Genomic DNA, 20252 nt, shown 5'->3' with positions numbered 1-20252 from the left:
TTATGGAAACCGGAAGATATATCGTTCTGCTAAAAGATCAGCAGACAACCGCACTCAAAAAAATAGAGAAAGAACTGGAAGTGAATATTACTTCCTCAGAATTTCTTTCCAAAGAAAACCGTTCTTATGAAATTATTGATCAGGATAACGGGGTGCTTTACAAAAATCTAGGGATTCTTGTAGTAGATAATGTGGATGAAGAGCAATTGAAAAGTGCGGTGGAAAATGAATCGAATTCTATTGTTTATTACGAAAAAGAAAGAGAATTTTTTCCTGCTGATGAATTACAGTTGATTAATGAGCTTAAAAAACAGTCAGCCGGACTTGCAGAAAAGATTTCAGAACTTGAAAAATATATCACCAGTAAGCCTTTACCTCAACAATCATTCATTGAAATGGAATGGGGGCTGAAAGCGATTGGCTTAGAAAATACCCATTTTACAGGAAAGGGGATTGATATCTGTATTCTGGATACCGGGCTTGAAACCTCCCATCCCGATTTCTCCTCTGAAGAAATTGAAGCGAAGTCTTTTATAGATGGAGAAGATTGGAACAGAGATCCCAACGGACATGGAACCCACTGTGCGGGAGTTGCCACAGGAAATACCAGACGCGATACCGGACGACGCTATGGAATTGCCAGAGACTGTAATCTGAAAATAGCAAAAGTGCTTGCAGATAACGGAAGAGGTACTACCAGCAGCGTTATTGATGCGATAGACTGGGCGATTACGAAAAAATTCAGAATACTGTCTCTTTCGCTGGCATCTCCGGTGAAGCTGGATGATCAGCCTTCTGTCCTTTTTGAAACAATAGGAGAAAGAGCACTGGAAAATAACTGTCTTATTATAGCGGCTGCAGGAAACGACAGCAGCAGACCGCAGATTCCACAACCGGTTTCAATGCCGGCCAATTCAAAATCTATCATGGCGGTTGGAGCCATTGATGTTCAAATGAATATCGCGAAGTTTTCAAATGCGGGAATCAATCCGTCTACAGGAGGGAATATCAATGTTTGTGCTCCCGGAGTGGATATTATAAGCGCCTATCCTAAAAATGCAAAGAACAAAAATAATTTTTACTATACCATGAGTGGCACCAGTATGGCAGCGCCACATGTTTCCGGACTTGCAGCATTGTACATGGAACAGTTTCCCAATAAATCTGCAAAAGAGATCTGGGAACTTATTGAAAACAAAGCCAGACCTATTGAAGGCATAAAATACAGAGATATAGGAAATGGTTTAATACAGGTCTACTTATGAATACTTATCTCGCTGTTTTAAAGAAAGATATAAATATAAAAAAGCTTGATGTGCTTCTGAAAAGTAAAGGAATCAAGCTTGTAGCTCATTACAAAACGATAGGGGTTGTGAAACTTGAAAGTCAGCTTCCGATTTCGGAGACCGAATTTCAGGACTGTTTTATATCTATAGAAGAAGAAAAAGATAATTTAACAATATAATCATATCAATAAAGCTTTTCTGTCGCAGAGAAGTTTTATTTTTGTCTCTTACTGATAAAATACCATATGAATTTCAGATTTTCAATGATGTTTCTGATGCTTTTTGCATTAGGATTTTCACAGGACCTTACCGTGATGAGTTTCAATATCAGACTGAATGTTGAATCCGATAAAGAGAATGCATGGCCCAATAGGAAACAGGACGTTGCTGATTTACTAACGTATTATCATCCGGATTATTTCGGAGTGCAGGAAGCGCTTCCGGAGCAGATGAAGGATATTAAAAACGGATTGAAGAACTACAACTATATAGGAGTAGGAAGGGATGACGGCAAAGAAAAAGGGGAGTTTTCTGCTATTTTTTATGATACAGACAAACTTGAAGTCGTAAAATCAGGAACGTTCTGGTTGTCCGAAACTCCGGAGAAACCCTCCAAAGGCTGGGATGCTGCATTGAACAGAATCTGTACCTATGCTGTATTTAAAGATAAAAAATCAAAAAAGCAATTTCTGGCGATGAACCTTCATTTCGATCATGTAGGAAATGTTGCAAGAGTAAAATCTTCTGAGCTGATTCTGAAAAAGATCAAAGAGTTAAATCCTAAAAACCTTCCGGTAGCCCTGAGTGGAGATTTTAACCTGACAGATGATTCGGAGCCCATTAAAATTCTTTCCCAGAATATGAAAGATACTTTTTATCACTCAGAAACTAAGCATTATGGCCCGGTAGGAACTTTCACAGGTTTCAACGTAAACGAAGTTCCGAAAGACAGGATTGATTATATTTTTACAAATGGTTTTAAAATAAAATCTCACAGACACATCAATGACAGAAGAGAAAATTTACTTTATCCATCTGATCATTTCCCGGTTATTGTGAATCTTTCCCTATAAAAATATCAGTTGGTTGGAAAATCGACTTCAAATCCAATTCCTCTCAGGGATTGGATTTTTATTTCGGGATCACTAATGAAATACTTGCGGAGCCTGCTGATGAATACATCAAGACTGCGACCCGTAAAATAATCATTGGTTTCCCATAGGTTATCCAGAATATTATCTCTTGTAATGATAGAGCGGTTGTGTTTCAGAAGATACAAAAGAAGCTGTTGCTCCCGGATGGTTAATCTTGAATTGCCATTGGGATGTGACAGCAGAAGTTTGGCTGTATCCAGAGAAAACTGTCCGATCTTGATCTCGTTTTCCGTAACAGCGGGAAGTGTTCTCTTCAGGATATTTTTAATTCGTAAAACAAGTTCTTCAGGATCACAAGGTTTAGCAATATAGTCATCGGCACCTATTTTCAATCCCGTCAGGCGGTCTATTTTTTGGTTTTTGGCAGTTAAAAACAGCAATGGAAAATCCTTTTTTTCCTTGATGATCATTTTAGCCAGAGAAAAGCCGTCAAGATTAGGCATCATCACGTCCAGAATTCCTATTTGAAAAGGAAAATCAGCATGAAGCAACGGTACAACCTCTTCAGGATTCTGAAACCAGCTGACTTCAAAATCTTCCAATTCAAGATACTGTTTCAGGATCATTCCGAAATCCGGATCGTCTTCTGCCAGAAGGATTTTAGTTTTCATAAGGAATTGATATTTTAAAAGTACTGCCTTTAGTAAGCTGGCTGGAAACGTTTATTTTGCCACTATAATTTGTAATGATTTTCTTCACGAAATAAAGCCCAAGTCCAAGCCCTTTACTGTTATGAATATTATTGTTCTGTATTCTGTAGAATTTTTCAAAAATAGTATTTAACTCTTTGGTCTCCATCCCCTGGCCGTTGTCAGCGACTTCAATCTCCAGCTGCTGGGAGGCAGTTCTGATCGTTATGTCAACAACAGATGCGCCATATTTTACACTGTTTTCACAAAGATTTTTAATAACGGTCTCCATTAGATTCTTATCAAAAGGAAGCTTTTGTGAGATCGTATTGTCAAGGTTAAAATCCTTGTCGGGATAAGTAACGGCAAGATCCTGAATAAAAAAGTTCCAATCCTCCGGTTGTACTGCAATCATTTCCTCCGGCATTTCATCCTTATGAAGCTGCAGCATCAGACTTTCAAGCCGGGAAATCTGACGGTCAATAAGAGGAAGTGTTTCCGGATTCCATTCTTTTTTTAATGCTTTTGAAGCTATTTTTAACGTAGCAATAGGCGTTTTAAACTCATGTGAAATGTTATCCACAATCGTGTGGAGAACTTCTACCTGCTTCTGCTGCTGGATCAGATTTCTAATCGTGAAAATATAAAGCAGAAGAACACCGGAAAGAAGTATAATACAACAAATGATCAATAAAGTAAGCTCTTTGAAAACAATACTCTTTATATTTTTAATCTCAAAATCGGTCTGGGTTTTCACCAGAAAAGTATTTCTTTTTTCAACCTGACCTTTATCCGAATCATCTGTTTTGGTCGTTGAGGTTTCCCAGCTTCCGTTGCTGGCAATATGGGGATTTTTAATCCTGTCCTTTGTCTCAAAAATTATAATAGGCTCGCTAATCACTTTAGCACTGTCCGGAAGATGAACAATGGAGAGATACCGGATTCTTGCAGAAATTTCATAGCCGTCTTTCTGGTAGCGACTGTCGATATAGTGCATCAGTCTTTCTCTGGCTATCTTTCTGTTTTCTATGAAATAATTTAAAAATCCTTTCTGTTGATCTCTTTATTATGATACCTGATGATGATTTGCTGAAGAGAATCATCTTTTGTTTCTTTGACTTCGTGGATATCTTCCAGATTATCGGTGTAGTTGGTAAGCCCGTCATTCACGGATCTGTAGATATCTCTTTCTTTGACCTGATAGGTTTTGTACATAAAATAAACCTGTATTCCTAGTAAAAGAAGGAACAGGGCAGCAAAAACGGAGATAAGAATTTTACTCTTGGATATCATTGAAACAAAGATAAAGCTTTAACATTCTACTGAAATAGTATTTTTATCATTAACCTTTTATTAACCTGATGATTAGTGCTGTTGTTGGTGTTTTTATAAAATTAAAAGACTATTTAATGAAAAAGAAATTCCAATAAAAATAAAAATTTTGTTCAGATCATGATGATGCCCTATTATTATGTTTTTGAAATGGACAACAAATAAAAAGTAAAGAAGGGTTTGCAGGTTTGACCAAACAAAGGCAGATGGACATCAAAAATATTATAATCCTATAGAACTGGATAAAGTAATTCCTTATCCATAAACATATTCTCTATTGATTTTGAAGCCTGAATTTCCGAATTCAGGCTTTGTTATTTTAAAGAAAAGACATTAACCTATCATTAACCCACCGTTAACCGAGATTCTCCCTTTCAATATGGAATTTTGTACCCTTAGAACAGAACCGTTGTTTTGTTTGATAGGATTAAAAAAATAAGTCATGTATAAAATTCTTTTTTTTCTGTGTCTGCCACTCCTGGTTCTTGCCCAGAAACAAAAACTTGGAGGAACTGTTGTAAACACGGATAATGAAAAACTTTCATCTGTAAAGATGGAGCTGTATAATTCTCAAAATAAATTAATCAAAGAATTAAAAACAGACGATAATGGAAATTTTGTGCTGGAGGATATTACAGAAGAGAATGTGAAACTCGTTGTCAAAAATCAGGGATATTCTCTATTTGAGAAAAAGATTGATCTGAAGCAGCCAGAACCTTTACATATTACCCTTAAAAAAGAAACTCAGGAAATCGAGGGTGTGGTAATGACGAAGCGTAAACCGTTGGTGAAAAGAAAAGTTGACCGTTTGGAATTCAATGTTGAAAACAGCAATATTTCATCACTCAATGCCTGGGAAATTTTAAAAAATACACCAAGTGTCACTGTAAATAATAGTACACTGAGTGTAAAAGGAGGTACAGGAATTCTGGTGACCATTAATGATAAAAAAGTAATGCTAACAGGAGATGAGCTCAAAAATCTTCTTGAAAATACACAGGGAGATGATGTGAAGTCTATAGAGGTGATCACCAATCCGCCAGCAAAATATGAAGCTTCGGGAAGTGCAGTCCTGAATATCGTTCTGAAGAAAAATAAGATTGAAGGCTACCGAGGGATCATTTCATCCAAATATATACAGACACAGTATGCGAAAGGCGTTGTCGGACTTTCTCAATATTATAAAAAAGATAAGCTTTCCGTTATGGGAAGCTATTATAGAGGGATGGGGACGTATTATCGGGAAGGAACAGACTATGTGAATTACCCGGAAAGCCAAACCCGATGGGTGAGTACGATGAACAGGAAGGATAAAAACACTAACCAAAATACCCTGAATTTTAATGCGGAATATGAGCTGGACAGCTTGACCAGCTTAAGCCTCAACTATTCAGGGTTTTTCTCTCCAAAATCTTTCGGGACCTACCATGTTCCTACGCTGATCTATAATGCTCACGATATTGTGGAATCCAATTACACAACAATTAATGATCACCGATCGAGGTCTATCAATAATTCTGTGAGTTTTCAGATAGACCGTAAACTGAATAAAAAAAGCAGTCTTTCCTGGATCAATTACTTTACCGGAAATAATAGCGATAAATATCAGAATGTGATTACCTATCTGAACTTTGCGGGCCAGTCTCCTAAAGAAGATAACTTCATTACACAGAATCAAGCAGATGTCCAGTTGTATTCTACTCAATTGGATTATCAGTGGAAAGGTGAAAAGCTGGAGCTGGAATCCGGTGCGAAATATAGTTTTGTAAAGACAAACAGTACGCTTGATTTCTCAGACAACGAGAATGGCGTTTTACAATACCGTCCCGAAAAGAGCAGTGTTTTTGATTATAAAGAACATAATTTTGCCCTGTATTCTTCACTTGCCTACAATATTGGAAAATGGAACTTCAAGGGAGGGCTTCGTGCTGAAATGACAGATATTGAAGGCATCGTTTCTGAACCTTATGAACTGAATAAAAGCAACTACTGGAAGTTCTTTCCGACTTTCTATGCACAGTATACTACAGAAAATAAGCAGGAATTCGGGTTTTCTTATGGAAAAAGGATCAGCAGGCCTTCCTATTCATGGTTGAATCCTGCCAAATCTTACTACAACCTGTTTTCATACTACCAGGGAGATCCGAAGCTGAAGGCAACAATTACACATAACCTCAATCTTACCTATTCATGGAAAGAATGGAACCTGGATCTGTATTACCGAAAAGAAATTTATCCGTCTATGGAAATATCCTATCAGGAGCCAAGCACCAACAGCCTGATTTATTATTTTACCAATATTGAAAAAGGAGAAGCTTTTGGGGCTAGTCTTTACAAAAATTTCCAGGTGAAACCATGGTGGAACATCATCGTGTCCGAAAATCTTGAACATAACGAAAACTATTTCAAGGGAACAGACGGAATGTTGTATAAAAACAAAGTCCTGAACTGGGTTTCCAATATTTCCACCAGCTTTACGCTTGATAAAAGCAGCGATTGGAAAATGGAAATGGGACATCGCTATTATTCTCCGGGAATACAGGGGACATTCAGGATTTCTTCTGTCTGGTCAGCCTATTTTGTTATGAACAGAAAGTTCTTTAATAAAAAACTGGAAGCGAGTTTTGTGGTCAGCGATATTTTCAGAAGTACAGGTCAGAAAGTGAGTACGAAATATGCAAACCAGGATAATTATTTCCTTGATTATACCGATGCGCAGGGAGTCACATTATCGTTGAAATTCAACTTTGGAAACCAGTCTGTGAAAAACGCAAAAACAATAAAGAAAACTACGGAACAGGAAAGATTGTAGAAGAAATTAATATAAAACCAGTTACAATAAAATATTATTATAAAAGAAATCATCACCCGCTGTCACATTTTCGCTATTTTTGATACCTATCTTTAAAAAGATCGATATGAAGAAAATTTTTTCCGGATTGCTGATAGCAGTTTCTTTACTGCAACTGTCTGCACAGGAACTATATATGCCGAGGAATATCAAAAAAGCATATGAAAAAGGAACACGTGATATCTCCGGGGCACCAGGTAAAAGCTACTGGCAGAATAAAGGAGCGTATAATGTAGAGGTGAAAGTGGATGCCAGCACAAAAGTGGTTTCCGGAAAAGAAACGATTGTCTACACAAACAACAGCCCGGATAATCTGAATGAACTGGCTATACGATTTGTAAATAATCTTCACAAGCCACAGTCGCCAAGATCTGGAGTGGTCTCTAAGGATTTTCTGTCTTCAGGGCTTAAGATTAAATCTTTCATCGTGAACGGTGAGAAATATGACATCAATAGTGACGATTGGAGCACCGTTGAAAAAGTAAAATTAAAAACAGCTTTAAAACCAAAATCAAAATCCGAAGTTAAAATAGAGTGGGAGTATCCGCTTTCTGTACAGAGTGGAAGAGAGGGTCAGATAGATTCTGAAACTTTTTACGTAGCCTATTCTTTTCCAAGAATATCTGTGTATGACGATTACAACGGATGGGATATGCTTCAGCATTCAGACAGACAGGAATTTTATAACGATTTCAATGACTATAGCTTTGCCATTACTGCACCCAAAAATTATGTAGTCTGGGCAACCGGAGATTTTATGAACCCGGAAGCTGTCCTTCAGCCGGATTATTTAAAAAGATATAAAGCTTCATTAAAAAGCGATAAAGTAATGCATATTGCTACGGAGCAGGAAATGAGGTCGGGGAAAGTTACGCAGCAGAACAAATGGAATGTATGGAAGTTTAAAGCCAGCCACATTACAGATTTCTGTTTTGCACTGAGTAATCATTATGTGTGGGATGCAGCAAGTGTTCAGTTAAAAACAAAACGAGCAAGCGTTCAATCCGGATATAAAAACGGAGCAAAAGATTTTGAACACTATGTAGACTGGATGCGCTATAACCTAGACTGGTTTTCTAAAAACTGGCCAGGAGTAGAATATCCCTATAATGTAATGACCGCTATTCAAGGATATGCAGATATGGAATATCCAATGATGATCAATGATACCAGTATTCCTGATGATTTTCAGGATGCAAGACTGACAGCAGATCATGAAATTGCCCATACGTATTTCCCTTTTTATATGGGAATCAACGAAACGAGATATGCATTTATGGATGAAGGCTGGGCTACCACCCTGGAATATCTTATAGGTATTGATGAGAACGGAGAAGCTGCCGCTAAAGAATTTTATAAAAACTTCCGTGTTAAAAAATGGATCAATGATCCGTCTGCAGAACAGGATCAGCCTGTAATTACGATGAGTACGCAGGTAAGTGGAGCAGGATATGGAAACAATTCCTATGTGAAAGCCTCTTTATCTTATCTGGCGCTGAAAGATTATTTAGGAGATGAACTGTTCAAAAAAGCATTACACCATTATATGGACAACTGGAATGGAAAACATCCGGTGCCATGGGATTATTTCAACTCTATGAATACCGGTTCAGGGAAAAATCTGAATTGGTTCTTCCAGAATTGGTTTTATACCAATAATTATATTGATTTAAAAGTAACGGGAGCATCCCAGATGAATGATATGCTTACGGTAAACGTGGCGAATGTAGGTGGATTTGCCATTCCATTTGATGCAATATTGGCATATGAAGATGGCACTACAGAGAAACTGCATTTCTCCCCTTCTGTTTGGGAAAAAGATCAGAAACTAACCGATCTGGTGATTCCTATTAAGAAAAAAATAAAATCGGTACAGCTGGATGGAGATCTGTTTATGGATTATACTCCGGATAATAACCGCAAAAATTTATAAAAGTAAAAGCCTTCAGAATCTGAAGGCTTTTTTATTTTAAAAATAGGCAGTTAATCTTAAGCCTAATGTAATATAATTGATTTTTTCTTTAGCAATCATATTGTTAAGTTCCTCATCCAGCTCGGCACTTTCTTTAATCTCATCACTGAAGTGATAACGGATCGTAGAGTTGATCTGGTTGTAATCTGTATAGAAAGTAAGACCTAACCCCGGATTGAATTTGTAGGTCATAGCAGCTCCTGTATTCCAGCGGAAGGCTGGTTTAGGCTTGTATCGGGCTATTTGAAGTTCGTGGTTAGGAGCGTCTATATCATCTCCTTTTACAAATACTTTTCCACTTGCTGTGGCGGCATATCCTCCGGTTAACTTTAAGGTAAGCTGCCATTTATCTGAGAATTCATGAGAAAAATAAGGACCAATACCTGCAGCCAGGAAGCCCATGGATTGCGTTTTTAGTTCATGGTTACCAAAATCCTGCCCGTCATCAAAGTTTATTCTTTGAGATTTAATCGGGAAGCTGCTGAAGGTGATATCTGCACCCACACCCCATTTTTTTGAAAAGAAATAAGCGCCTTCCAATCCGCCCTCAAAACCTGTTTGCTTTTTGTCATCCAGTTCAGATTCTTTCAGGAAGTTGGTTGTTCCTAATGCTACCCCCGACTTTAAGGCAAGAAAAGATGGATAATCGTTTCCTTGTATTCTGGATAAGAGACTTAAATTATCTCCCTTGTTCTTATAAATTTTATCAATAAAGAAATACCCAAGCTCTGTTGAGATAATCCCAATTCCAGCACCGGCAAGAATATCCGGAACCCAGTGTCTGTTATTTAAATTCCGTCCAAGTCCCGTAATAGCGGCAGAACCATACCCTGCAATACTATAGGCTGGGTTTACCATACCATATTCCTTGTGTAGAAAGCTGGCGTTGGTAAAAGCCATAGCAGCATGTCCTGATGGAAAAGAATTGTTTTTGGATCCATCCGGACGTTCCACTTTCGCTGTATACTTAATAGAATTGACTAAAATAGCCATGATGACTAAGCTGGTACCGTAGGATAAAGTGGCCCGACCGAGATTGTTTCTACCTTTTACACCTGCCAGTTTTAATCCGTAAACGGCAGCTGCAGGAGCATATTGAAGATAATCATCATATTTGACTTTAAAGTTGGGAAGATATCGGTTTCTTACCTCACGGATATTCTCTTTTTCTCCCCATGTTGCAGCAGCAGCAGCAAAAAGCAGGGCAGGAGCCACTGATTTTTTTACCCATTCTTTTTTGAAAAAAGGGGTTTTCTCCTGAATGCTGTAGCCGGAGTTAATTAATGCGAGATCTTCTTTAAGACTTCTGACTTGGACCGTATCCTGTGTCTTAATTTGGATCGTATCCTGTGCTTTAATACAGTATAAGTGCAATAGTATTCCTGATGCTAGTGCTAATTTTTTCATCTTAGTAGTGGTGCGAAATTAAATCATGTAAAAGTATTAAAAAAATCTATCCCAAAGATTGAGATAGACTATTTTAATGTTTTTATAATATTACAACTTGCATTGTTGATTATCTTAATCCAGATCTTGGTCCGGATGCAGCTACTACAGCCTGCATTCTTGTTTTTTGGTTGGCAGAGAACATAACCATAGATTTGTCATCTACATAATCCATATAATTCATGAACATTTGAGAACGGCTTACACCTCCACAAACTCTGTTTAGAGGATAGGTAGGATTTCCGTAGTTAGGGCCAGGAGATGTAGGAGTATCATTAGAGTAATCTGTCTGACAGCCAGCATCAGATGATCCCCAAAGGTGTGGAAGGTTTAGGTAGTGTCCTACTTCGTGAGTTACCGTTCTTCCTAGGTTGAACGGAGCAGAAGCACCAGTTTTTCCGATGTACTGATACCCAATTACAAGGCCATCATACCATTGTCCTGCATTTTCAGGATAATAGGCATAACCTAGCGTTCCCGCCTGTCCATTTTGGTCAAGGATTGAATTAACAACCCATATATTCATATTTTTATTTACATCAGTAGCGTCAATACCTCCAGTGCTTGCTTTTTTCATCTCTTCCAGGTTAGACTTCCAGCCTGTTTTTGTATTTTGCTTGCGGTTGGTAGCGATTAATTTGAAACGAATTTTTACATCACCTGCTGCAGAAGGCTGAAATGCGGAAGGAATTTTAGTAATATCAGAATTGGTAGCACCATAATCAGCATTCAGTACAGCGATTTGTTCTGCAATTCTTGCATCAGAAACATTCTGAGCAGAGGTGTTATAAATTACGTTAAAAACAACAGGGATTTCAACAGTTCCATCTGCGAGAACTTTTCCCAATTTAAGATTCTCAGCAAAGTTTTGAGTACGGGCTTCAATTTCGTCTGCTTTTAGCCTTAATGAAGGATTTTTTTGTAACATTTCAGCTCTCAATTCTTCAGAAGGACAGCTTCTTTTAAGAGCACTTTCAACAGGAGGCTCCTGATTCAAAGGTGTTTCGTTTTGATTGTTTAAGCTGTCGGTGTTACATGCCGACATAAAGCCCAGAACGAGGGCTCCAAATAAGAATTTTTTCATATCGTATAATATAATTTGGTTGAGGATGTGAAATTATATCATTCTAAATTAATACGCAAACAATTTGTAAAATATTTACGAAATTAATACGCTTTAATATATTTATATGTTTTTAATTTAAAGTTATTGGTTTTGTTTTGAATTTTCATCAAATTATTACATTTTGTTTTTTATTTCACTTTTAAGTGTGTTTTTAATGTAAATAATTTTATATTTTTTATTATTTGTAGAATATTTTTACGATAAAATACGCTCATGTTTTTTCAAAAGTTTTCATAAACTTACAGGGTAACTAGGGTAATAATAGTAAAAAAAACCTATCTCAACATTTGAGATAGGTTTCAACTATTTTAAAAAATGTATTTTTATAAAACTCTTAGTCCGGATCTTGCTCCAGAAGAAGCAGTTACAGACTGCATTTTTGTTTTTTGCCCTGCTGTAAACATATAGAGTGAATTATCATCAGAATAATCCATATAATTCATAAACATTACAGATCTTTTCACGCCATAACAAGTGTTGTAAAGAGGGTAAGATGGAGTTCCTGTATTAGCTGTTGTTTGGGTAGGTGTATCAGCAATTAAATCATCACCGCAATTGGTATCTCCCCAGATATGTCTAAGACCTAAATAATGACCCACTTCATGAGTGGCAGTTCTTCCCAGATTAAATGGAGCAGAAGCTCCTGTTTTTCCAAAATAAGGAGAGGCAATTACTACACCATCTTTCCATGTGCCTGCATCTTCAGGGAAAGTTGCATATCCAAGGATACTTCCTTGAGTATCCGGCATACTTCCAACGATCCAGATATTAAAATAATTTGTAGGATTAGTAGCATCAATTCCTCCTGTAGAGGCTTTTTTCATAGTATTATTTGTTCTATCTGTTTTGCTCCATGATGTTTTGGTGGTCGTTTTTCTTATGGTGTTTGCCAGTTTGAATTTTACTTTTACGTCACCTGCTTTTACTCCCTGGAATTCTGTAGGGATTTGTGAAACATCACTGTTTGTACCTCCATAGTCAGCGTTCAAAATCGCAATTTGCTCTGCAATTCTCGCATCAGACACGTTTTGTGCCGCGGTTTTATAGATTACATTAACAACAACTGGAATTTCAACAGTTCCATCCGCAAGAACTTTTCCTAAAGCAAGATTGTTGGAGAATTTTTTTGCATTGGCCTCAATTTCTTCTACTTTTTGTCTCAATGCAGGATCTTTTTGTAATGCCTCTTGTCTCATTTCCTCAGATGGACAAATTCTTTTGGAGGCTAGTGAAGAAGTTTCCGGTTCAGCTTGTGTTTCGTTTTGGTTAGAAATGGTGTCATTGTTACAAGCTGTCATTAACCCGAGCATAAGAGCTCCGAATAATAGTTTTTTCATATCGTTATAATTTGGTTGAGGATGTGAAATTATATTATTTGAAATTAATATGCAAGTAATTCCGTAAAATAATTACGGAATTACTATTGATTTTGATTTTTCATTGATTTTAATTCAGTATTTTTTAATTTGTTTTGAATTTTAATCAATTTTTATAAATATAGTGATGTGTTTTGTTTATAATTTGTTTTTAACGAATATGTTTCGTTTAAACCAGCTTTTAAATTAATTTTTTATAGCCAAGATTAATTTGCAAAACCATTTTTAATGGCAAAAACTGCAAGTCCTACACGGGTTTTCAAATCAAGTTTTTCACAAAGCTGATCACGGTAGCTTTCTACGGTCCTTGGACTGCAGCACATTCTGTCTGCAATTTCCTTATAGCTGAGCTCAGTGACCGTATATTTCAGGAATTCTTTTTCCCTATCGGAAATTCTTATGGCAATTTCAGATTCCGTTTCTTTATTAAGGTTGGAGAAAATAATTTTTGAAGCCCAGTCCGGATAAAAGAAGCCATCACTATTCAATCGGGTAAGGGCTGTTTCCAAATCTCTTGGATGGGTGTTTTTTAAGAGATAGCCTTTTGCTCCGCTTTTAATCATCTTGATCACACTGTTGTCGTCTCCCTGCATGCTGAGGGCCATGACCTTGATGTCTGGATGGTTTTTTGTAAGCCAGGCTGCTGTTTCAAATCCGTCCATAATCGGCATACTGATATCTAAAAGAATAATATCCGGAATTGCGTTGCCCTCCTCAAGTTTCTGAATAAGGTCCTTCCCATTTTCACACACATAGATGACTTCAAATTCATTGAAATTACCAATAATTCCTTCCAGAGCCTTGGCTATAAGTATATGATCGTCAACAATTACAATTGATTTTTTCATGACTGTTTTTTTAAGATAATATTAAGGTGGGTTCCTGCATTTTCCTGGCTTTCCATGTGAAAGCGGGCTCCTATGATTTCCGCTCTGTTTTTCATGTTGGTGAGGCCTATTCCGTTGGATTTTATCTGGGAAGTGTCAAACCCGGTTCCATCATCACGAATATCAAGTTCCCAAAGAATGTCTTCAGAAGTATTCAGGCTGATGAAAATATTTTTACAGCCGGAATGTTTTATGCTATTCTGAATAAACTCCTGAGTGATTCTGAGCAGAACATTTTTATGAACAAAACCTAAATCCAGCTGTTTAAAATTGTGCTCAAAGCTTACTTTACACCTTTTAAAGGAATTGGTGTTGTCTACTTCTTCCTGTATCAAAGTTACAATTTCCTTTTGGTTGATATTGTCATCGGTTAATGTTTTTGACAGGCTTCGAAGATCCTGCAGAGATTGGTTGATGATCTGAGAAACCTGATCAATTCTATCATTGGCCTCCGGTGCCCTATTTTCATAAAGCATCTGCTGTACATAAAGGCTCACAAGAGTAAGTTTCTGACCAATGTTATCATGAAGTTCCCGGCCGATCTGCTGCATGGTGGCCTGCTGGATTTCCAGTTGGGTAGAAAGGATCTCCCTTTGATGAAGCTCATTTTTTCTTTCAATTTCATTAACATGCTCCTTCTTGCGTTGTTTGTAACTTCTGATATAGATTAATACCGCCGTTACAAACATTACAAAAAGTATATTGAATAGAATAATGACAATTAAGAGCTCTGTTTTCCCCATATAAATGAACTTGCAAATAAAATATACATCACAATAACTGACATTAGAAAATAATTGAAATAAATATTCCAGATCTCCTTATAGTTTACCAGTAATGATAAAAATGCCATAAAAGGTAATGTTCCTATGTATGATAATGTAATTCCGAGATTAATATAAAACATTTTGTTTTTATTAAAATTGAGAATATTGTGAGAATTAATTTGTTTATAATACTCCATTATTACCAATAGCATTAAGATAAGACATCCAAATGTATAATTAAAGGCAAACACTATTTTACTTTTTGAAAAATATAATTCATTCGGAATAAATGTTAGCAAATATAAAATAGATAATATCCAAAATAATTTAGTCCTACCTAGGGATTTCACAGCATATAACCAGTAAAAAAATATAAACTGGATCGGCATCAAAAGATAGTTATAGTATTGGGCTTTAGTAAAATGAATAAAACTTCCCCATTTACCATAGGCTTCCCCTAGGAAAATGAATACCAGATAGAACACAAAAAATTTCCAATGTCGTTCTTTTAAACGATTATAATGGAAAATTGCGATGGCCGCAGCAAGTCCTTCAGACCAAAGAATGCATTTTTGTGCAAATTCCTGGAATTCTGTCATATTGTGTATTAGGGATATTGATTATAATTAAAAAGATTCACCCGACGATGTATATGGTGGTATAAGTATTCCATTATTTTCTCCAAGACCAGTATCATCACCAAGAGGTCCGCCGCCACCATTACCATTATCACCACCATTGCCAGATGGAGTAATATTACGTGCATTTAATGCTAAATTTGAATTCTCTCCATTAGCCTGGAAAGGGTTAAAATCAAAATCAATAAGCTCTCCTGCATCACTGGCTTTTTTCAAGGTTGGGATCATCACTAATGTATGCTTTCCTGCATACTGAACAGGAACAGGGTGAGAGTCCATCATAGACCAGTCTTCCTGCTTAGGATAAGTTGCATAGTAAAATCTGATTCCTAGGTTCGCCTCTGAAGTTGCAGGATTCACTTTGGCAGCTTCTTCTTCGATTTTTGCAATAAACTGTTTTAATTTCGGAAGATCAAACCAAATGGAATGTGCATCCTGAATTCCTAAAGCAGTGTTGATAGCGCTTAGGTGATTTTGACGGTAATTGTCGATCAGAGCCTGGATAAGACTGTTTGACATGATTCCCGGTTCTAGTGGTTTGTTTGATTCTGTATTCATAGCTTATGTTTTACGGTAAAACTCAATTAATATGCAAATCTCGTAAAAAATATGCTAGAAAATGTATTCGTAAATAGGGAATTATACTGTTATTTTTACCGTGTTTTTACGGATTGTATGTAAAGGATAACAATTGAGAGAGAAAGCAAACGCAGATTTACTCTATAAAAAAACGGAGAAAGTATATTTCTCCGCCTGTTCTTTAAATACAAGGATATTTTCTCCAATCCATGCAGACATATCCCACTGTACAGCAAAGACCGGGAGGACAGCTCCAGTCATCACCACACTGTATAGTGGGTGGCTCAATTCCACCATCGATTTTCTTTAAATCTTGTCTTTTTAGCTTTTTCATAGTGATTTTGTTTTAGTTATTGATTTGTAACGTAAATATAATATTATTTCACCATAATAGGATAAAATAAATGAAAAATAAGTGCTGCAGATTTCTCTACAGCACTTATTCACAAAAATAATATATGAAAAAAACTATTTTATTGTTCAGTAGGTCTGAAAACCAAACCTGTTTCTACAAAATAATCCAGAGTGATTCTGTCTCCATCATTTACACTTCCTGCAAGAATCTCTTTAGACAGTTTGTTTAATACTTCTTGCTGGATCACTCTTTTTAATGGTCTTGCTCCGAAGGCAGGATCGTATCCTTTATTCATCAGATAATCTACCGCATCCTGAGTGAAGGTCATAATGATGTTTCGTTTAGATAGCATCTCATTGAATCCTCTCAACTGAAACTGAACGATTTTTCCGATTTCTTTTTTTCTTAAAGGTTGGAACAGTACAATCTCATCAATTCTGTTCAGGAATTCCGGACGTAAGGTTTGTTTCAAAAGATCAAAAACTTCTTCTTTAGTTTTATCCACAATTTCATCCTGATTTTCCTCAGTAAGATTTTCAAAATTCTCCTGAATCAAATGAGAGCCTAAGTTAGAGGTCATAATGATGATGGAGTTTTTGAAATTAACAAGTCGTCCTTTATTATCAGTCAGACGTCCATCATCCAAAACCTGAAGTAAAGTATTGAAAACATCCGGGTGTGCTTTTTCAATCTCATCCAACAGCACCACAGAATAAGGTCTTCTTCTTACCGCTTCAGTCAGCTGTCCGCCTTCATCATATCCTACATATCCCGGAGGCGCCCCTACCAATCTTGAAACACTGTGACGTTCCTGATATTCACTCATATCAATTCTGGTCATATTGTTTTCGTCGTCGAATAAGAACTCAGCTAATGCCTTTGCCAATTCCGTTTTACCCACTCCGGTTGTTCCCAGGAATAGGAAAGAACCAATAGGCTTTTTGTCATCACTCAGACCTGCTCTGTTTCTTCTGATCGCATCAGCAACCGCTTGTATTGCTTCATCCTGTCCTACCACACGATGGTGTAGTTCAGATTCCAGATTAAGTAATTTCTCTCTTTCAGACTGCAGTAATTTGGTGACAGGAATACCTGTCCATTTAGCAATCACTTCAGAGATATTTTCTGCGGTAACCTCTTCTTTGATCAGCTCATTCTGATGATTCTGCATTTCAAGCTCCATCTTGGTGAGCTCTTCCTCTTTTTCACGAAGTTTTCCGTACTGAATTTCCGCTACTTTTGCATAATCTCCTGCTCTGGAAGCTCTTTCTGCTTCATGTTTCAGAGATTCAATATCTTTTTTGATCTGGGTAAGATCTTCACTTTTCTGTTTTTCTTTCAGCCATTTGGCATTGATCTCATTTCTCTGTTCCGAAATTTTTGCAATATCTTCCTTCAAATGATCAATTTTGGTCTGGTTGCCTTCTCTTGAAATGGCTGCCAGCTCAATTTCCAGCTGCATCAATTTTCTGTCGAGAACATCCAGCTCTTCCGGTTTGGAATTGATTTCCATTCTCAGTTTTGCAGAAGCTTCATCAATAAGGTCAATGGCTTTATCCGGTAAAAAACGGTCTGAAATATATCTTTGAGACATTTCCACAGCCGCGATAATTGCCTCATCTTTGATTCTTACTTTGTGGTGAGCCTCATATTTATCTTTAATACCACGAAGGATCGAAATTGCAGATTCAGTATCCGGTTCTTCTACCATTACTTTCTGGAAACGTCTTTCCAACGCTTTATCTTTTTCAAAATATTTTTGATATTCGTTCAGAGTAGTCGCTCCAATCGCTCTCAGCTCACCTCTTGCCAAAGCAGGCTTTAAGATGTTGGCTGCATCCATAGCACCTTCACCACCACCAGCTCCTACCAGAGTATGGATCTCGTCAATGAAAAGAATAATCTGCCCATCAGCTTTGGTCACCTCATTGACTACAGATTTTAAACGCTCTTCAAATTCACCCTTATATTTGGCTCCGGCGATCAAAGCTCCCATATCCAGGGAGAATAATGTTTTATCCATAAGATTTTCCGGAACATCACCGCTGATAATTCTGTGGGCAATTCCTTCAGCAATCGCCGTTTTACCAACACCTGGTTCTCCAATAAGGATAGGGTTGTTTTTTGTTCTTCTGGAAAGGATCTGTAGAACCCTTCTGATTTCTTCATCACGTCCGATTACAGGATCCAGTTTTCCTTCTGCAGCTAATTCATTGAAGTTTTTAGCATATTTATTTAAAGATTGATAGGTTTCTTCAGAACTTGCAGAAGTTGCCTTACTTCCTTTTCTTAATTCTTTAATAGCGCCTTCCAACAGGTTTTTGGTTACGCCCATATCTTTAAGCATTTTGGAAACTTCAGAACTGGTTTCCAGAAGCGATAACCATAAATGCTCAATCGTTACATATTCGTCACCCATTTTTTTAGCGATGTTGGGGGCATCCAGCAATACTTTGTTTGCTGATTGTGAAAGATAAATGTTTCCTCCTTGTACTTTAGGAAGTTTTTCTAAATTTTCACGGTTTCGCTCTCTTACTAAATTGGCATCTGCTTCAGATTTTTTTAATAAGAAAGGCGATATATTTTCATCTATCTGGAAGATTCCTTCAAGGAGATGTTGAGGTTCGATACTTTGATTGCCCAATTCCATAGCAACCTGTTGTGCTGCCTGGATGGCTTCCTGTGATTTTACAGTATATTGGTTTAATTTCATATCTTTTATATTTTTGGTAATGGTTTGTATTAAGTTTAACTTTTAAAAAACATCAAGAAACTAAATTTTAAGGCTCAGTTTCTTAATGCCATCAATTATTTAATCATTTATTCGATGACTATATCGCAAAAACTGTTCAATTATTAAATTTATAAAAAATATGGACAAATTTTCCGGATTTTGTATTTTTAACGGAAGTTTAACTTGACAAAATTTCCGATTTCACAATTATCACTTGGAAATCTATGAACAAATAGTCATATCATAAAGGGGAAAGTTGATGAGTAAATTTTAAAATGGTTGAATTTCTTTAATGTAAGTGTTAAAATTCAGCTTTTTATTTTAGAATAATTACTTTTGCATTTTACAGATGGAACTTAAAGAAAAACAGAGAAAAATTTTAGACGTAGCAGTAGAACTTTTCAAGGAGAAGGGCTATATGGGAAGCTCGGTAAGAGACCTGGCTACGAAACTTAATATCAAAGCAGCATCGCTGTATGCGCACATCCGTTCAAAGGAAGAAATTTTGGAATGGATTTGTTTTGGCATTGCCCAGGAATTTTTCGATGAACTTCAGCATGTAAAAAATACAGATATTGCTCCAAGGGAAAAACTGAATCTGTTATTGGATAAACACCTTTCAGTTGTTCTTAAAAACCGCGATGTTACCCATATTTACTCCAATGAATGGAGACATCTGGAAGAAAGGCTTCCCGAATTTGTAGAGTTAAGAAAAAATTATCAACAGGAAGTTGAAGAATTGATTTCTGAGATCTACAAAGCTGAAAACTGGGAGCTAAAATCACCATCATTTACCACAAGATTTATCCTTCATACTTTAAATAATTCCTATTTCTGGTTTAAAAGAAGCAGTGATTCCACCGATGAAATTACCGATGAAATCAGGGAAAAACTTCTTTTTGGTTTATTGGGAAACCAGAAAAATTAGACATTTCTTTTGTCATTCTGACGAAGGAAGAATCTGATAATTATGCTGTTTAGTCATGAATTTTAATACTGTGTCTGTTATTTCGAGATAGAGAAATCGATTCATTCTGGTATTTAATAATAGAACTACGTTCGCAGACTTTCAGTCTGTATTCAGAATGACAGAATCCGCAATTTAAAACCTGCTTTCGTT

General features: G+C 36.7%; 17 protein-coding genes. 6 read left to right on the top strand and 11 right to left on the bottom strand.

The genetic code is table 11. From position 1 onward, the window contains the following. The first annotated feature begins 2 nt into the window (after positions 1-2). The 3 genes from LF886_RS22135 to LF886_RS22125 all read left to right on the top strand — a co-directional run bounded on the left by LF886_RS22135 (position 3) and on the right by LF886_RS22125 (position 2359). Positions 3-1265, top strand: coding sequence for a S8 family peptidase (locus LF886_RS22135; protein WP_236851796.1), 1263 nt, complete (start codon positions 3-5; stop codon positions 1263-1265). Then, the gene (locus tag LF886_RS22130) at positions 1262-1465 is read left to right on the top strand and encodes a hypothetical protein (protein ID WP_236851795.1); all 204 of its coding nucleotides are present in this window, start codon (positions 1262-1264) and stop codon (positions 1463-1465) included. Before LF886_RS22135 ends, LF886_RS22130 begins: the two co-directional genes overlap by 4 nt. A 66-nt stretch (positions 1466-1531) precedes the next feature. Then, positions 1532-2359, top strand: coding sequence for an endonuclease/exonuclease/phosphatase family protein (locus LF886_RS22125; RefSeq protein WP_236851793.1), 828 nt, complete (start codon positions 1532-1534; stop codon positions 2357-2359). Between the two features lie 5 nt (positions 2360-2364). Here LF886_RS22125 and LF886_RS22120 read toward each other — a convergent pair whose 3' ends face one another. From LF886_RS22120 to LF886_RS22110, 3 genes are read right to left on the bottom strand one after another with little or no spacing between them, the layout of a single operon-like run. Beyond that, positions 2365-3051, bottom strand: coding sequence for a response regulator transcription factor (locus tag LF886_RS22120; protein WP_236851791.1), 687 nt, complete (start codon positions 3049-3051; stop codon positions 2365-2367). Beyond that, positions 3041-4066 carry a sensor histidine kinase gene (locus LF886_RS22115; protein WP_236851789.1) on the bottom strand — a complete coding sequence of 342 codons (1026 nt, stop codon included), beginning with the start codon at positions 4064-4066 and terminating at the stop codon, positions 3041-3043. The genes LF886_RS22120 and LF886_RS22115 overlap by 11 nt, the downstream gene beginning before the upstream one ends. A gap of 41 nt (positions 4067-4107) precedes the next feature. Further along, on the bottom strand, positions 4108-4362 hold the full coding sequence (locus LF886_RS22110; protein WP_236851787.1) for a hypothetical protein: 255 nt from the start codon (positions 4360-4362) through the stop codon (positions 4108-4110). Positions 4363-4843: 481 nt separating this feature from the next. Between LF886_RS22110 and LF886_RS22105 the strand changes: the two genes are divergently transcribed. After that, complete coding sequence (locus tag LF886_RS22105; RefSeq protein WP_236851786.1) at positions 4844-7213, top strand: outer membrane beta-barrel family protein; 2370 nt, start codon at positions 4844-4846, stop codon at positions 7211-7213. 106 nt (positions 7214-7319) lie between these two features. After that, positions 7320-9185 (top strand): M1 family metallopeptidase, encoded by a 1866-nt coding sequence (locus LF886_RS22100; RefSeq protein WP_236851784.1) that lies wholly within the window; start codon positions 7320-7322, stop codon positions 9183-9185. A 36-nt stretch (positions 9186-9221) separates the two neighbouring features. Here the strand turns inward: LF886_RS22100 and LF886_RS22095 are convergent, their stop codons facing one another. The 8 genes from LF886_RS22095 to clpB form a co-directional block, all read right to left on the bottom strand. After that, complete coding sequence (locus LF886_RS22095; protein ID WP_236851782.1) at positions 9222-10631, bottom strand: phosphatase PAP2 family protein; 1410 nt, start codon at positions 10629-10631, stop codon at positions 9222-9224. A 109-nt stretch (positions 10632-10740) separates the two neighbouring features. Further along, on the bottom strand, positions 10741-11754 hold the full coding sequence (locus LF886_RS22090; protein WP_236851780.1) for a zinc metalloprotease: 1014 nt from the start codon (positions 11752-11754) through the stop codon (positions 10741-10743). A gap of 365 nt (positions 11755-12119) precedes the next feature. Beyond that, positions 12120-13133, bottom strand: coding sequence for a zinc metalloprotease (locus LF886_RS22085; RefSeq protein ID WP_236851778.1), 1014 nt, complete (start codon positions 13131-13133; stop codon positions 12120-12122). 245 nt (positions 13134-13378) lie between these two features. Further along, positions 13379-14020: a response regulator transcription factor gene (locus LF886_RS22080; RefSeq protein WP_109739267.1), complete on the bottom strand. Its 642-nt coding sequence runs from the start codon at positions 14018-14020 to the stop codon at positions 13379-13381. Further along, entirely contained in the window at positions 14017-14802 is a 786-nt protein-coding gene (locus tag LF886_RS22075) for a sensor histidine kinase (RefSeq protein WP_236851776.1), read from the bottom strand. The genes LF886_RS22080 and LF886_RS22075 overlap by 4 nt, the downstream gene beginning before the upstream one ends. 650 nt (positions 14803-15452) lie before the next feature. Further along, positions 15453-16022, bottom strand: coding sequence for a hypothetical protein (locus LF886_RS22070; RefSeq protein WP_236851770.1), 570 nt, complete (start codon positions 16020-16022; stop codon positions 15453-15455). 202 nt (positions 16023-16224) lie between these two features. Next, positions 16225-16377, bottom strand: coding sequence for a hypothetical protein (locus tag LF886_RS22065; protein ID WP_236851768.1), 153 nt, complete (start codon positions 16375-16377; stop codon positions 16225-16227). 139 nt (positions 16378-16516) lie between these two features. Further along, on the bottom strand, positions 16517-19111 hold the full coding sequence (gene clpB, locus LF886_RS22060; RefSeq protein WP_236851766.1) for an ATP-dependent chaperone ClpB: 2595 nt from the start codon (positions 19109-19111) through the stop codon (positions 16517-16519). A 370-nt stretch (positions 19112-19481) separates the two neighbouring features. Between clpB and LF886_RS22055 the strand changes: the two genes are divergently transcribed. Next, on the top strand, positions 19482-20060 hold the full coding sequence (locus tag LF886_RS22055) for a TetR/AcrR family transcriptional regulator (protein ID WP_124537038.1): 579 nt from the start codon (positions 19482-19484) through the stop codon (positions 20058-20060). Positions 20061-20252 lie beyond the last annotated feature (192 nt).

The organism is Chryseobacterium sp. MEBOG07, from assembly GCF_021869745.1.
GTDB lineage: Bacteria > Bacteroidota > Bacteroidia > Flavobacteriales > Weeksellaceae > Chryseobacterium > Chryseobacterium viscerum.
The sequence above is the reverse complement of the archived record's forward strand: the minus strand, read 5'-3'. Positions and strand labels throughout refer to the sequence as shown.